The organism is Microbacterium trichothecenolyticum (genome assembly GCF_000956465.1).
In the GTDB taxonomy this organism is placed as follows: Bacteria; Actinomycetota; Actinomycetes; order Actinomycetales; family Microbacteriaceae; genus Microbacterium; species Microbacterium trichothecenolyticum.
Genome location: NZ_JYJA01000033.1, coordinates 20,462 through 35,195, shown reverse-complemented (window position 1 = coordinate 35,195; position 14,734 = coordinate 20,462). Strand labels below are relative to the sequence as shown.

The following is a 14,734-nucleotide window of genomic DNA, read 5'->3' as shown; positions in this document are numbered from 1 at the left end:
CCCGAGGAAAGAGACGACTCCGTGGCCTCCGACGTGAAGACCCGCACCAAGACTTCGAGCAGACGCAGGCAGCCGCCGCCGCTCGACAACTACATCGGCGACCGCAAGCCGTGGCTGAACAACACGCGCCGCCGCAGTCTCACCGGCTGGGGGTTCCTGCTCCCCGCCGCGCTGCTCATCCTGTTCATGAGCTTCATCCCGATGGCGCAGGCGTTCGTCCTGTCGCTGCAGACGGGACGGGGCACGCGCCTCGAGTTCGCCGATCCGCTCTGGTACAACTACCAGCGCCTGCTGAGCGACGACATCTTCCGGCTCACACTGACGAACACCTTCATCTACCTGATCATCCAGGTGCCGATCATGCTGGCGTTGGCTCTCGTGCTGGCGAACCTGCTGAACAACCCCAAGCTGCGGTTCAAGGCGCTGTGGCGCACGGCGATCTTCCTGCCCTGCGCGGTGTCGCTGGTGTCGTACTCGCTGGTGTTCCGCACGCTGTTCGCGAACGACGGCTTCGTCAACGACATGCTGATGTCGATCGGCGCCATCGGCGGCCCGATCAACTGGCTCGGGCAGGCCGAGACCGCACGGTTCGTGATCATCCTCGGCCTCTTGTGGCGGTGGACCGGCTACAACATGGTCTTCTACCTGGCCGCCCTCCAGAACATCGACCACTCGAGCATCGAGGCCGCCCGCATGGACGGCGCGAACGCCTTCCAGACCTTCTGGTACGTCACCGTGCCGCAGCTCAAGCCGATGATCGTGCTCACCGCGATCCTCTCGATCAACGGCACCCTGCAGATGTTCGACGAGTCGTGGGCGCTGACCCAAGGCGGACCGGCCCACCAGACCATGTCCATGGCGCACTACCTCTACGAGGTGTCGTTCCAGAAGAACCCCAACTTCGGCTACGCCGCGGCGATCTCGTATGTGATCCTCATGCTCGTCGCCATCCTCTCGTTCATCCAGATGAAGGTCGGTGACAAGCGTGATTAACAAGCTCCGCAGCCTCCCCGGATACGCCCTGCTGGCGGTCTGGGCGCTCTTCTCGGTCTTCCCGCTCTACTTCATGGCGGTCTCGGCCACCAACACGAGCAAGGACGTCCTGTCGTCGAAGATGCTGCCCGGCACCGCCCTGTTCGAGAACATCGCGGTGCTCTTCTCGACGCAGAACGTCGTCGGCGCGATGACGAACTCGTTCCTCATCGCCGTCGGGACGACGATCCTCGCGCTGACGGTGTGCTCGATCGCCGGCTACGGATTCGAGGTGTACCACTCGAAGGCCAAGGACGTCGTCATGGCGATCCTGCTGCTCGCGATCATGATCCCGTTCGCCGCCACGATGATCCCGCTGTTCCAGCTGTTCGCGCGCGTCGGGATGGTGAACTCGCTGTGGGCGGTCGTGATCCCGATGATCTCGACGCCGTTCCTCATCCTGCTGTTCCGGCAGGCCTCGCGCTCGTTTCCGCACGACATCATCGAGGCGGCGCGCATCGATGGCCTCAGCGAGCTGTCGATCTTCGCCAGGATCTACGTCCCGACGATGCGCTCGACGTTCGCCGCGGCGGCCGTGATCACATTCATGATGGCGTGGAACAACTTCCTGTGGCCGAAGGTGATCCTCGTCAACAACAGCGTGCTGACGATGCCGATGCTCACCGCGAACATCAGCGCCGGGTACGTCACCGACTACGGCGTGCTGATGCTCGCCGTGCTCCTGTCGTCGCTGCCGACGATGATCGTGTTCTTCCTCCTGCAGCGGCAGTTCGCACAGGGCATCACGGGGGCGGTCAAGTGACTCTCGATACCATCGACATCCAGACCGAGAGCTACGGAGATGAGGCGGTGAGGTTCGACGCCGCCCGGATCGCGGATCCCCGGTTCGTCCAGGAGAACCGCCTGCCCGCCCATTCGGACCACCGCTGGTTCCGGACGGCGGCCGAGGCGGCGGACGGCGACAGCGGGTACGAGCAGTCGCTCAGCGGCCGTTGGAAGATCCACTACGCGAAGAACCCCGCCGCCGCCCCGGCCGGCTTCTTCCACCCGGACTACGACTGCGAGAGCTGGGACGACATCCCGGTGCCCGCGCACATCCAGCTGCACGGCTACGACCGCCCGCAGTACGTGAACGTCCAGTACCCCTGGGACGGCGTCGAGCAGATCGACCCGGGCGAGGTGCCCGAGCGCTACAACCCCGTCGCGTCGTACGTGAAGAGCTTCCGCCTCGACCGGCCGGTCGAGGCGGGCGAGACCGTGAGCATCAGCTTCCTGGGCGCCGAGAGCGCGATCGCGGTCTGGCTCAACGGGCGCTACCTCGGGTACGCGACCGACAGCTTCACGCCGTCGGAGTTCGACGTGACCGACGCCCTGGTCGAGGGAGAGAACAAGCTCGCCGCGCAGGTCTTCAAGTTCTCCAGCGGCTCATGGCTCGAGGACCAGGACTTCTTCCGGTTCTCGGGGCTGTTCCGCGACGTCGTCCTGTACCGCCGTCCCCGTGCGCATGTCGAAGACCTCCGGGTCGACGTCGTCCTCGCCCATGATGCGGCGTCCGCTGACATCGCCCTGCGCATCGATCTGCGCGGGGAGGGGAGCGCCGCCGCCCGCCTCGCCGGTGTCGGACCGCTCGAGCCTCGCGGTGACGGCGGCTTCAGCATCCGTCTCGACAATCCTCGGCTGTGGAGCCCGGAGGATCCATGGCTGTACGAGATCGAGATCGAGGTGCGAGACGTCTCGGGCGAGGTGGCCGAGGTCATCGTGCAGCGCGTCGGCGTGCGGCGCTTCGCGATCGAGGACGGGCTGCTGAAGCTCAACGGGCGACGTGTGGTCTTCTTCGGAGTGAACCGGCACGAGTTCGGCCTCGCCGGGCGCGTGCAGACCGCGGCCGAGATCGAGGCGGACCTCCTCGCTCTCAAGGCCGTGGGCGTCAACGCCGTGCGCACCAGTCACTACCCGAACAGCACCGTGTTCTACGAGCTCGCGGATCGGCACGGCCTCATGGTCATCGACGAGATGAACCTCGAGAGCCACGGTGTGTGGGACCGCATCCGCAAGCTCGGCGCGCCCATCGAGGACGCGGTCCCGGGCGACCGCCCCGAATGGCTGCCGACCCTGCTCGACCGCGCGGCGAGCATGTACGAACGCGACAAGAACCACCCGAGCATCGTGATGTGGTCGTGCGGCAATGAGTCGTTCGGGGGCACGAACCTGCGTGACGTCGCCGCGTGGTTCCGAGAGGTCGACAGCCGCCCGGTGCACTACGAGGGCGTGCACTGGGATCCGCGCCACGAAGAGACCACCGACGTCGTCAGCCAGATGTACACGCCGGCCGCCGAGGTCGAGGAGTTCCTGCGGGACCGCCGCGACAAGCCGTTCATCCTGTGCGAGTACGCCCACGCCATGGGCAACTCCTTCGGGGCGGTCGACGAGTACATCGAGCTGGCGTACCGCGAGCCGCTGTTCCAGGGCGGGTTCATCTGGGACTTCGCCGACCAGGCGATCGCGCTGACCGACCGGTACGGCAAGGAGTACTTCGGCTACGGCGGCGACTTCGGCGACGCGCCCAACGACGGCGAGTTCTGCGGCAACGGCATCTTCTTCACCGACCACTCGCCGACGCCCAAGCTGCAGGAGGTGGCGTACCTCTACCAGGGCCTGCGCATCCGCATCGACGACGCCGGCTTCACCGTGCACAACCGTCTGCTCTCGACGTCCAGCGCCGCCTACCGGTGCGTCGTCACGCTCTCCCGCGAGGGACGGATGCTGCGCCGCGAAGAGGCCGAGACCGACATCGCCGCCGGCGACACCGGTCGCATCGCCCTTCCCATCGCGGTCCCGACCGCGCCCGGGGAGTACGCGATCGACGTGTCGTTCCGCCTGCGGGCGGCGACCGCGTGGGCCGCGGAAGGCCACGAGGTCGCGTACGAGCAGCGAGTCGTCCAGGTGGGACCTCCTCCCGCGCGGGTCGCGGCGCCCGCGCCCGAGCTCATCCGCGGCGCGCACAACATCGGAGTGCGCGGTCCCGGTTTCAGCGCCCTGTTCTCGACGCTGTACGGCGGGCTCACGTCGTACCGATTCGGCATGACCTCGGACGGCGGCCGGGAGCTGCTGACCGGGATGCCACGACCGCACTTCTGGCACGCGCCGACCTCCAACGAGCGCGGGTGGGAGGCGCCGTTCGAGGACGGCCAGTGGCTGCTCGCCAGCCGTTACGGGCGCGTGCGCGAGCCGCTGACCCGCACGCGGGTCGAGCAGGACGACACCGCTGTGACGGTGACGTACGAGTACGAGCTGCCGACGCGGCCGGCCACGACGTGCGATGTCTCGTACCGCGTCGACGGCGCCGGCAGGGTGGAGGTGACGCAGACGCTGCACCTGGTCGATGGCCTGCCGAGCCTGCCCGAGTTCGGGATGCTGCTCACGACGCTTCCGGAGTTCCGGCGGCTGCGCTGGTACGGCGACGGACCGGAGGAGTGCTACGTCGACCGCCGCGGGGGCGCGCGCCTCGGCGTGTACGATCGCGACGTGACGACCGAGCTCACCCCGTACCTGCGTCCGCAGGAGGCGGGAAGCCGCACCGGCGTGCGGTGGGCCGAGGTCACAGACGGCAGAGGAGCCGGTCTCCGCGTCGAATCCGCCGACGCCATGGAGTTCTCCGCGCTGCCGTGGACGCCCGACGAAGTGGAGAACGCCCTGCACCACACCGAGCTCCCGCCGATCCACCGCACCGTCTTGCGCCCGGCGCTCATGCGGCGCGGCGTGGGCGGCGACGACTCGTGGGGTGCGCGCACGCTCGCCCAGTACCGCCTGCCGAACAGCGGGGACCTCGTGTTCGACTTCGCGTTCCGAGGGGTCTGAGAGTGCAGGAGCGCCGCACCTCGCTGCGTGACGTGGCCCAGGCCGTCGGCGTATCGGTGCAGACGGTCTCCCGCGTCGCGAACGGCGAGCCGAACGTGGCGCTCGAGAAGCGCGAGCTCGTGCTCGCCAAGATGCGCGAGCTGGGCTATCGCCCCAATGCGGCGGCGCGCGCGATCCGGCGCGGGTCGTTCCGCACGGTCGGCGTCGTGTACCACAGCCTGCATTCCGTCGGCACGCATCGCTCGCTCGAGGAGATCTCCGAGCGGGCCGCGGAGAGCGGCTACGCGACGACGCTCATGCCGTTGGCCGCCTCCTCCGGGCAGGCGGCCAACGGTGCCTTCACGCGACTCGGGGAGATGGCGGTCGACGTGCTGATCGTCATCCTGCCCGCCCCGTTCGGCATCGACGAGGCGCTCCAGCTGCCCGAGGGCGTGCCGGCGGTCATCCTCGGCCCGCCGCTCGTCGACGGCGTCGCCACCGTCGACTTCGATCAGGACGTCGGCGCGCGCCAGGCGGTGGGGTACCTCCTCGACCTCGGCCACCAGACGGTGCACCACATCACGGGCCCGCCCGGCTCGTTCTCCGCGGCGTCGCGGTTCGACGCCTGGCGCGACGTGCTCGCCGAGCGCGGACGCGTGCTTCCCGCCGCCCGCCCGGGGGATTGGAGTCCCGGTGCGGGCTACCGCGCGATGCGGCAGCTGCTCGCCGAGGAGCGCCCGACCGCCGTCTTCGCGGCCAACGATCAGATGGCGCTCGGCGCCTACCGCGCGATCATCGAGGCCGGTCTGCGGATTCCACAGGACGTGTCGGTCCTCGGGTTCGACGACATCGACGAGGCCGAGATGTTCGCGCCGCCGCTCACGACCGTACGTCAGGACTGGGGGCTGCTCGGGCGCGAATCGCTGCGCGTCGCGCTCGAGATGGAGCGCGGCGCACCGCCCGAACAGGTCCAGCTGGCGACGCAGCTGGTCCTGCGCGCCTCGACGGCCGCTCCCGCGGGCTGAGGGGCCCGGGCTCAGATCAGGCCGAGGCGGCGGAGCGCGTTCGCGATGCCGTCGTCGAGCACGTCGGTCGTGACGAAGTCGGCGAGCTCCTTGAGCTCGGGCTGGGCGTTGCCCATCGCCACCGAGACGCCGCACACCTGGAACATCTCGATGTCGTTCCAGCTGTCGCCCACCGCGATCGCGTCGTCGGCGTGCATGCCGAGGTGCGCCAGCAGCAGCTCGATCGCCGAGCCCTTCGTCGTCTCGCGCTCGCTGATCTCTCCGTTCGAGCCGCCCGGCAGCGGCATGCTCCCCGGCACGATCAGGAACTCGTCGCCGAGGTCTTCCCGCAGCTCGTCGAGGCCTTCGGGGTGGTCGCTCACGAACACGGCCTTGTCGATGCGGGTGAGGTCCGCCTCGTCCACGCTCGGGAACCTGCGCTGCGCGAGACCGACCAGCGAGTCCTCGGGCCGCACCTGCTGGCCCGCCGCCTCACGCGCCTCGAGCGCCGCCGCGTAGTCGCGCATCAGCTCGGCCATGTCGTCGCTCGCGTAGACCGCATCGCGCGTCTGCAGGAAGTAGCGGATGCCGCGGCTGCGCAGCGCCGTGAGCATGCGGTCCGTCGCGGCGGGGGAGAGCGGGCGATCGACGACCACCTGTCCGCCCGACACGACCAGCGCGCCGGAGTTGGTGACCGCGCCGTCGAAGCCGATCTCGGCGACGTCGGGATGGATGTCGGAGGCCGACCTGCCGGTGCTCAGGTACACCAGGTGGCCGGCCTCGCGCACCGCGCGGATGGCCGGGCCGGTCGACGGCGACACGTGCGAGCCGTGCTCGAGGAGAGTGCCGTCGACGTCGAGGAAGATGATGCGCCGGCGGTCCGAGCGGCCGGAGGTCTCAGCCTGGCCCACGCGCCCGGAGGCTCCGGGCGACGCGCCGGCGGTGTCTGGAGGGGGCGTGGGGAGCGTCATGTCAGTGCTTGTTCCCGGTGAAGAGGAGGATGCCGCCGAGTCCGATCATGAGACCGCCGCCCGTCGCCGAGAGCGTGGAGATGCGCTTCGGCGAGCGCCCGAACCACTCGCGCGCGCCCGCCGCGATGAGCGCCCAGATCCCGTCGGAGATGAGCGCGATGACGAAGAACACGAGTCCGAGCTCGATCATCTGCAGCGGAACCATGCCGGCGTTCAGGTCCACGAACTGGGGGAGCACCGCGACGAAGAACGCGATCGTCTTGGGGTTCGTGATGCCGACGATGAACCCCTCGCCCAGCTGGCGCCACGCCGAGCGGGGGAGCGCGCCGCCGTTCGCCTCCGCGGCCGCCCGCCGGCGGTGACGGATCGCCTGCACGCCGAGGTACATGAGGTACAGCGCCCCGGCGACCTTGACGATCGTGAAGAGCACGACCGATTGCGCGACGATGCCACCCACGCCGATGGCGACGAGGCCGATGATCGGCAGCAGGCCGAGCGCGTTGCCGAGCACACTGAGCAGCCCGCCGATGCGGCCGAGGGCGAGCGCGCGCCCGATCGTGAAGAGCACGCTCGGACCCGGGATCACGATCAGGACGAGCGCGGCGAGCGTGAAGGCGAGGAGGTTGGGGGCGGGCACCACGAGACGACGATAGCCCGATGCCGCGACACGCGCGGGGTGCGGCATCCGTTCCCCTCCGCATCGGGCTTCGCCCAGACGCCTGCGCGTACCCTTGACCCATGACCGATTCGCCTGTTCGCGCCACCAAACCCCGCCAGGTGCGTCCGGCGACCGAGGGATGGACGCAGAAGAAGGATGCCGAGGGTCGACCCCTCCTCCAGTTCGCGAGCCCGAAGCGCGGCAAGCCGCCGGTGCACATGGCCGATCTCACCCCCGACCAGCGTGTCGAGAAGGTCAAGGAGCTCGGCCTCCCCGGCTTCCGGGCGAAGCAGCTCGAGAAGCACTACTTCCAGCACTGGACCCACCACCCCGCTGACATGACGGACCTCCCCGCCGACGGGCGCGAGGACTTCGTCCACGGGATGCTGCCGCCGCTTCTCACCGAGGTGCGCCGCCTCGAGACCGACCGCGGCGACACGATCAAGTTCCTGTGGAAGCTGCACGACGGCGCGCTCGTCGAGTCGGTGCTGATGCGCTACCCCGGCCGCATCACGCTGTGCGTGTCGAGCCAGGCCGGCTGCGGCATGAACTGCCCGTTCTGCGCGACCGGACAGGCGGGTCTCACCCGCAACATGTCGGCCGCCGAGATCGTCGAGCAGATCGTGCGTGCCAACCGCCTCATCGCCGACGGGGGACTCGGCGGCAAGAAGAAGGACGACCACTCCGCCGAGCGGGTGTCGAACATCGTCTTCATGGGCATGGGCGAGCCCCTCGCCAACTACGCGCGCGTCATGCAGGCGGTGCGCGTGATGACCGACAAGCAGCACGGCCTCGGCATGAGCGCCCGTGGCATCACGGTCTCGACCGTCGGTCTCGTGCCGGCGATCACGAAGCTGGCGAACGAGGACATCCCCGTCACCTTCGCGCTGTCGCTGCACGCGCCCGACGACAAGCTGCGCGATGAGCTCATCCCGGTGAACTCCCGCTGGAAGGTCGACGAGGCCCTCGACGCCGCGCGCGCCTACTTCGACAAGACCGGCCGCCGCGTGTCGATCGAGTACGCCCTCATCAAAGACATGAACGACCACGGCTGGCGCGCCGACCTTCTCGCCGAGAAGCTCAACGCGCGCGGCCGCGGCTGGGTGCACGTGAACCCCATCCCGCTGAACCCGACGCCCGGCTCGATCTGGACCGCCTCCGACATCCCCGTGCAGAACGAGTTCGTTCGCCGTCTCAACGACGCGGGCATCCCGACGACCCTCCGTGACACCCGCGGCAAGGAGATCGACGGCGCCTGCGGCCAGCTCGTCGCCACCGAGGAGGACGAGGCGGTCGCCGCCGCCACCCCGCTCGAGGACTGACACGTCCGGACTTCGCACTCGGCGAGGACGGGATGACGGATGCCGCGACCCGGGCGATCCGTGATCTCACGCTCCTCTAATACACCTGCCGCACAGGTTGCCCGCTCTAGGGTGTGCGGATGTCTTCTTACTCCGCACACCGGCCGGGCCGGTTCGGCTCCGACGGCCGGATCGAGTTCGAGACGGACGGCGAACAGACCGAGGACCTCTACCTCGACGACGTGCGCGCTCAGCAGGCGGCCGGTGAGCCCGCCGCCGACCGGCGCCTCGACGCCGACGGCCCCGAAGACCCGTTCCCGGTGACGAAGGACCTCCTCGAGGACGCGCTGGCGATGAACCCGACGCAGCCGGTCGGGGTGACCGAGCCGGTCGCGCAGCGGCAGGCGACGATCGGCGAGTGGGGCGCGTTCGACGAGCCTCGGGCGGAGGAGCCCGTCGCCGACGAGCCCGTGCCCGACGAAGAGCCCGTGGAGGAGGCATCCGCTCCTCCCGTCCGCGCGAAGCGTGCCAAGCGTCCGCGTCGGGAGCGGACCTCGGGCTGGCGCAAGCTCGCGATCCTCGGCGGCGCCGACGGATCGGTGCTCGACGAGGTGCCGACCGAGACGCCGCGCTTCGTGCAGATGTTCTTCGTGATCGCGGGCACCGCCCTGATCTCGGCGATCTCGATGTACTTCGCGCTCACCACGGGTGTGCGGATCGTCGCGTGGGGCGCGCTGCCGCTTGCGATCGTGTGGGCGCTCATCATCTTCAACCTCGACCGCTTCCTCACGTCGACGATGCGCTCGTCGCAGAGCATCGGGCGACTGATCGCGCTCGCGATCCCTCGCGTCATCATGGCCGCCGTCATCGGCATCGTCGTGGCCGAGCCGCTCGTGCTGCAGATCTTCCACAACGACATCGCGCGCGAAGTCAACGCGACGAACATCTCGCAGGCGCAGACGGATCAGGATGCCGTCACCGCCGGGCCTGAGAAGCAGGCGCTGGATGCCGCGAGCGAACGCGTCGCGGCGCTCGAGAGCCAGGCGGCCAGCGGTGTCGTGGCGGGCGCCGACACCACGTCGGCGTCGACGGCGTCGGCGCAGCAGACCGTGGACGACCTCACCGCGAAGCTCGCCGCGCAGCAGCAGGTGATCGATCAGGCGCGCGCGATCTACCAGTGCGAGCTGACCGGACAGGGTGCCGGCGAGGTGCAGGGGTGCAGCGGCGTCGCGGGGGAGGGCGCGAGCTCGGATGCCGCCGAGGCGCAGCTCGCAGCCGCCCAGGCGGCGTACGACGACCTGAACTCCCAGCTGACGGCGGCCCAGGCGGATCTCGCCGCCGCGCAGGCCGCGGGCACGGCGGACGCCGGTGCATCGGAGGCGACGAACAAGCAGCAGGCGAAGGACGAGCTGCCCGGCGCGCGCGAGCAGTACCAGGCCGCGCTGGCCGCGTATGACGCCCGTGCCGCCGAGATCGCGAGCGGCAACTCCGGCGCGGTGGGCCTGCTGAGCCAGATCGGCGGGCTCGAGCGACTGTCGGCACGCGAGCCGATCCTCGCGTGGGCCCATTGGCTCATCGCCGGGCTGTTCTTCATGATCGAGCTGCTGCCGGTGCTCGTGAAGGTGCTCACCAGCTATGGCGAGCCCTCGCTCTACGAGAAGGCCGACGCGCTGCGTCGCCAGGTGGCGCTCGACCGCGTCACGGCGCGCAGCTGGCGCGAGCGCGCCGACATCGCACAGGGTGCGGAGGCGTAGGACACCTCGACGCCGGACGGGACGGTCCCCACGCCCCCTCCACGCGCCGCTGGCGCGTCGCCCGGAGCCTCCGGGCCCGTGGGCCCCGCTGCGGGCCGCGGCATCCGTCCCGCCCTCCGTGTGGTCCTCCTCCGCGTGAGAGCGGTCTCGCACGTCGCGATATATCGTGTTAGAGTGACCCGCGGGCCGCCGCTGGGAGGCGGCCGCGCCCCCGGTCCGCCCTCAGTGAACGGGTCTGCCGCGATGTCGGCGGCCCGTGCGAAGGTGGGTCGGCACCCTCAGATCCGCAGAGGCGGAGCCTTGTCATGGCTTCGCCGCGTCCGGGAGAACCTCGTGCTGGCAAAGCTCCTCGTCCGATATCTCAAACCGTATGGCTGGCTCCTGCTCGGCGTGCTGCTGTTCCAATCAGCCTCCGCCATCGCCTCGCTCTACCTGCCCAGCCTGAACGCCGACATCATCGACAACGGCGTGTCCAAGGGCGACACCGAATACATCTGGCGCACCGGCATCGTCATGCTGACGGTCTCGCTGGGGCAGATCGTCGCGTCGATCATCGCGACCTACTTCGCGGCCCGCGCCGCGATGAGGCTCGGTCGCGACATCCGCGACGACATCTTCGAGCGCGTCTCGGGCTTCTCCGAGCGTGAGGTCACCGGCTTCGGCGCCGGCTCGCTCATCACCCGCAACACGAACGACGTGCAGCAGGTGCAGATGCTCGCCATGATGGGGGCGACGTTCCTCGTCACGGCGCCGCTGCTCGCGATCGGTGGCATCGTGCTCGCGATCGAGCAGGCCGCCAGCCTCGCATGGATCATCGCAGTCGCCGTGCCGGTGCTCCTCGTCGTCGCGGGCATCGTCATCGCCCGCATGGTGCCGCTGTTCCGCAGCTACCAGGGCAAGCTCGACGGCGTGAACCGCGTGATGCGCGAGCAGCTCACCGGCATCCGCGTCATCCGCGCGTTCGTGCGCGAACCGATCGAAGAGGAGCGCTTCCGCGAGGCCAACACCGACATCATGGTCGTCGGCCGCAAGGTCGGCTCGCTCTTCGTGGTGCTGTTCCCCGCCGTCATGCTGATCCTCAACGTCACCGTGATCGGCGTGATCTGGTTCGGCGGCATGCAGGTCGACAGCGGAGAGATCCAGATCGGCACGCTCTTCGCCTTCATGCAGTACGCCATGATCATCCTCTCCGGCGTGATGATGGCGAGCTTCATGACGCTGATGATCCCTCGCGCCGCGGTCTCCGCCGAACGCGTCGGCGACGTCCTCGACACGCACTCGTCGCTCGAGCGTCCCGCCGACGCGGTCTCGGAGTTCCCGGCGCCCGGCACGATCGAGTTCCGCGACGTCGCCTTCACCTACCCGGGCGCCGAGCATCCGATCCTCTCGGGCATCAGCTTCCGGGCGACGGCCGGCGAGACCGTCGCCATCGTCGGTTCGACCGGCGCCGGCAAGACCACTCTCGTCTCGCTGATCCCGCGCCTGTTCGACGTCACCCACGGCGTCGTCGAGGTCGGCGGCGTCGACGTGCGCAAGGCCGACCTCGAGGCGCTCTGGAGCACGATCGGCCTGGTGCCTCAGCGTCCGTTCCTCTTCACGGGCACGATCGCGTCCAATCTGCGGTTCGGCCGGGAGGACGCCACGGATGCCGAGCTCTGGCGCGCGCTCGAGATCGCGCAGGCCAGCGACTTCGTGAGCCAGATGGAGGCCGGGCTCGACGCGCCGATCGCGCAGGGCGGCACCAACGTGTCGGGCGGGCAGCGGCAGCGGCTGGCCATCGCGCGCGCCATCGTGCACCAGCCGAAGGTGCTCGTCTTCGACGACTCGTTCTCCGCGCTCGACCTCACGACCGACGCACGGCTGAGGCAGGCGCTGTGGCGGGAGCTTCCCGACGTCACCAAGATCGTCGTCGCCCAGCGCGTTTCGACGATCACCGACGCCGATCGCATCGTCGTCCTCGACGACGGCGGCATCGTGGGGATGGGGACGCATGAGCAGCTGCTCGAGACGAGCCAGACCTATCGAGAGATCGTCGAATCCCAGCTCGGAGCGGAGGTCGCCCGATGAGCGACGAGAAGACCACCCGCCGGCGCACACGCCAGGCCGTCGCAGAGCTGAGCGCCGAGGAGAAGGCCGAGATCGAGCTCGGCGAGCAGGCGCGCATCGCCGCCGACGACTGGAGCGGCGCTGTCGCACCGGGCAAGGCCGCGCACTTCTGGCCCGCCTTCCGCCGGCTGATCGGGCTGCTGCGTCCGAACGCGTGGGCGTTCGTGTTCGTGTCGATCCTCGGCTCGATCGGCGTCGTGCTCGCGGTGCTCTCGCCCAAGGTGCTCGGTGAGGCGACCAACATCCTCTTCGAGGGCGTCGTCTCGTCGATGGCGCCCGCCGGCACCACGAAGGAGCAGGTGGTCGCCGGACTCGAGGCGCAGGGCCAGCAGGACCTCGCCAACATGGTCTCGGCGATGGAGCACTTCGTTCCGGGCGCCGGCGTCGACTTCATGGCGCTCAGCCGCGTGCTGCTCATCGTGCTCGCGCTGTACTTCGCGTCGTCGCTGCTGATGTGGCTGCAGGGCTACGTCATCAACGTGATCATGGTGCGCGTCATGTGGCGTCTGCGCGAAGAGGTCGAGGCGAAGATCAACCGCCTGCCCCTGCGCTACTTCGACCGCGTCCAGCGCGGCGAGCTGATCTCGCGCGTCACGAACGACATCGACAACATCACGCAGATGATGCAGCAGTCGCTGTCGCAGGCTCTCACGAGCGTGCTGACGGTGATCGGCGTGCTCATCATGATGCTGACGATCTCGTGGCAGCTGACCCTCGTGGTGCTGGTGAGCTTCCCGCTCATGGGGATCCTCTTCGGCGTCATCGGGCCGCGCTCGCAGAAGGCGTTCGGCATCCAGTGGCGCAAGGTCGGCCGGCTCAACGCGCGTGTCGAGGAGTCGTTCTCGGGCCACGCCCTGGTCAAGGTCTTCGGGCGCGAGCAGGCGTCGCGCGAGGCGTTCCGTGAGGAGAACGAGGAGCTGTACCAGGCGTCGTTCAATGCGCAGTTCCTGTCGAACATCATGATGCCGGCGATGATGTTCATCGGGAACCTCACCTATGTGGGCATCGCGGTCTTCGGCGCGCTCATGGTGGCGGGCGGCCAGCTGCGCCTCGGTGACGTGCAGGCGTTCATCCAGTACTCGCAGCAGTTCACGCAGCCGCTGGCCGAGCTCGGCGGCATGGCGGCGGTCGTGCAGTCGGGCACGGCCTCGGCCGAGCGCGTGTTCGAACTGCTCGACGAGCCCGAGCAGGAGCCCGACGCCGAGGACGCCCCCGCACTCGTCGAGGGTGACGGCACGATCGAATTCCAGGACGTCGCCTTCTCCTACTCGCCCGACCGGCCGCTCATCCACGACCTGTCGTTCCGAGTCGAGCCCGGGCAGACGGTCGCGATCGTGGGTCCGACCGGCGCCGGCAAGACGACGCTCGTGAACCTGCTCATGCGCTTCTACGAGCTCGACGGCGGTCGCATCCTCCTCAACGGGCAGAGCATCGCCGACCTGACGCGCCGCGACATCCGCGCCGAGACCGGAATGGTGCTGCAGGACCCGTGGCTGTTCGCCGGCACGATCCGCGAGAACATCCGCTACGGCCGGGCCGACGCCACCGACGACGAGATCCTCGCCGCCGCGCGGGCGACCTACGTCGACCGGTTCGTGCACTCCCTGCCTGACGGCTACGACACGCTCCTCGACGAGGACGCGTCGAACATCTCGGCGGGCGAGAAGCAGCTCATCACGATCGCGCGAGCGTTCGTGGCGCAGCCCTCGGTGCTCATCCTCGACGAGGCGACGAGCTCCGTCGACACCCGCACCGAGCTGCTGCTGCAGCACGCGATGGCAGCACTCCGTGAGGGTCGCACGTCGTTCGTCATCGCGCACCGCCTCTCGACGATCCGCGACGCCGACCTCATCCTCGTGATGGAGAACGGCGGGATCGTCGAGAAGGGCACGCACGACGACCTCATCGCGGCGAAGGGCGCGTACTTCCGCCTGTACAACTCCCAGTTCGAGCAGGCCGCGGCCGATCTCGACGAGGAGGCTCGCGCCCTGTCCATCGACGCCGAGTCCGGCGAGCGCGCGGAGGCGGCCGAGGACGACGCGATCGAGGACGAGACCGCATCGGTCGTCTGATCCACTCGACGCTGCCCGTCCCGATGCACCCATCGGGG

At 69.2% G+C, this 14,734-nt stretch carries 10 protein-coding genes; 8 read left to right on the top strand and 2 right to left on the bottom strand.

Annotation, left to right across the window (positions count from 1 at the left end; all coding sequences use genetic code 11):
- The first annotated feature begins 21 nt into the window (after positions 1–21).
- The 4 genes from RS82_RS08750 to RS82_RS08735 are packed head-to-tail and all read left to right on the top strand — an operon-like array spanning position 22 to position 5,855.
- Positions 22–993 carry a carbohydrate ABC transporter permease gene (locus tag RS82_RS08750; RefSeq protein WP_245619560.1) on the top strand — a complete coding sequence of 324 codons (972 nt, stop codon included), beginning with the start codon at positions 22–24 and terminating at the stop codon, positions 991–993.
- Positions 986–1,795 carry a carbohydrate ABC transporter permease gene (locus tag RS82_RS08745; RefSeq protein ID WP_245619559.1) on the top strand — a complete coding sequence of 270 codons (810 nt, stop codon included), beginning with the start codon at positions 986–988 and terminating at the stop codon, positions 1,793–1,795. The genes RS82_RS08750 and RS82_RS08745 overlap by 8 nt, the downstream gene beginning before the upstream one ends.
- Entirely contained in the window at positions 1,792–4,851 is a 3,060-nt protein-coding gene (lacZ, locus tag RS82_RS08740; protein ID WP_245619558.1) for a beta-galactosidase, LacZ type, read from the top strand. Before RS82_RS08745 ends, lacZ begins: the two co-directional genes overlap by 4 nt.
- Before the next feature lie 2 nt (positions 4,852–4,853).
- Positions 4,854–5,855, top strand: coding sequence for a LacI family DNA-binding transcriptional regulator (locus RS82_RS08735; RefSeq protein ID WP_245619557.1), 1,002 nt, complete (start codon positions 4,854–4,856; stop codon positions 5,853–5,855).
- An 11-nt stretch (positions 5,856–5,866) separates the two neighbouring features.
- Here RS82_RS08735 and RS82_RS08730 read toward each other — a convergent pair whose 3' ends face one another.
- Together RS82_RS08730 and RS82_RS08725 are read right to left on the bottom strand one after the other, a co-directional pair.
- Entirely contained in the window at positions 5,867–6,805 is a 939-nt protein-coding gene (locus tag RS82_RS08730) for an HAD family hydrolase (protein WP_084695540.1), read from the bottom strand.
- A 1-nt stretch (position 6,806) separates the two neighbouring features.
- Positions 6,807–7,445, bottom strand: a complete 639-nt coding sequence (locus RS82_RS08725) for a LysE family translocator (protein WP_045298703.1) — start codon at positions 7,443–7,445, stop codon at positions 6,807–6,809.
- 98 nt (positions 7,446–7,543) lie between these two features.
- On the opposite strand from RS82_RS08725, the gene rlmN reads away from it, so the two are divergent.
- The 4 genes from rlmN (at position 7,544) to RS82_RS08705 (ending at position 14,696) form a co-directional block, all read left to right on the top strand.
- Complete coding sequence (gene rlmN, locus RS82_RS08720; protein ID WP_045298426.1) at positions 7,544–8,785, top strand: dual-specificity RNA methyltransferase RlmN; 1,242 nt, start codon at positions 7,544–7,546, stop codon at positions 8,783–8,785.
- A gap of 119 nt (positions 8,786–8,904) precedes the next feature.
- Positions 8,905–10,518 carry a DUF4407 domain-containing protein gene (locus RS82_RS08715; protein WP_045298423.1) on the top strand — a complete coding sequence of 538 codons (1,614 nt, stop codon included), beginning with the start codon at positions 8,905–8,907 and terminating at the stop codon, positions 10,516–10,518.
- Positions 10,519–10,851: 333 nt separating this feature from the next.
- Positions 10,852–12,585 (top strand): ABC transporter ATP-binding protein, encoded by a 1,734-nt coding sequence (locus tag RS82_RS08710; protein WP_045298701.1) that lies wholly within the window; start codon positions 10,852–10,854, stop codon positions 12,583–12,585.
- Complete coding sequence (locus tag RS82_RS08705; protein WP_045298421.1) at positions 12,582–14,696, top strand: ABC transporter ATP-binding protein; 2,115 nt, start codon at positions 12,582–12,584, stop codon at positions 14,694–14,696. Before RS82_RS08710 ends, RS82_RS08705 begins: the two co-directional genes overlap by 4 nt.
- The last annotated feature ends 38 nt before the right edge of the window (positions 14,697–14,734 follow it).

What these genes read in the sequence shown, in the direction of transcription:
- rlmN (WP_045298426.1), top strand. Translation starts at nt 7,544, where the DNA reads ATGACCGATTCGCCTGTTCGCGCCACCAAACCCCGCCAGGTGCGTCCG.
- RS82_RS08730 (WP_084695540.1), bottom strand. Translation starts at nt 6,805, where the DNA reads ATGACGCTCCCCACGCCCCCTCCAGACACCGCCGGCGCGTCGCCCGGA.
- RS82_RS08715 (WP_045298423.1), top strand. Translation starts at nt 8,905, where the DNA reads ATGTCTTCTTACTCCGCACACCGGCCGGGCCGGTTCGGCTCCGACGGC.
- RS82_RS08705 (WP_045298421.1), top strand. Translation starts at nt 12,582, where the DNA reads ATGAGCGACGAGAAGACCACCCGCCGGCGCACACGCCAGGCCGTCGCA.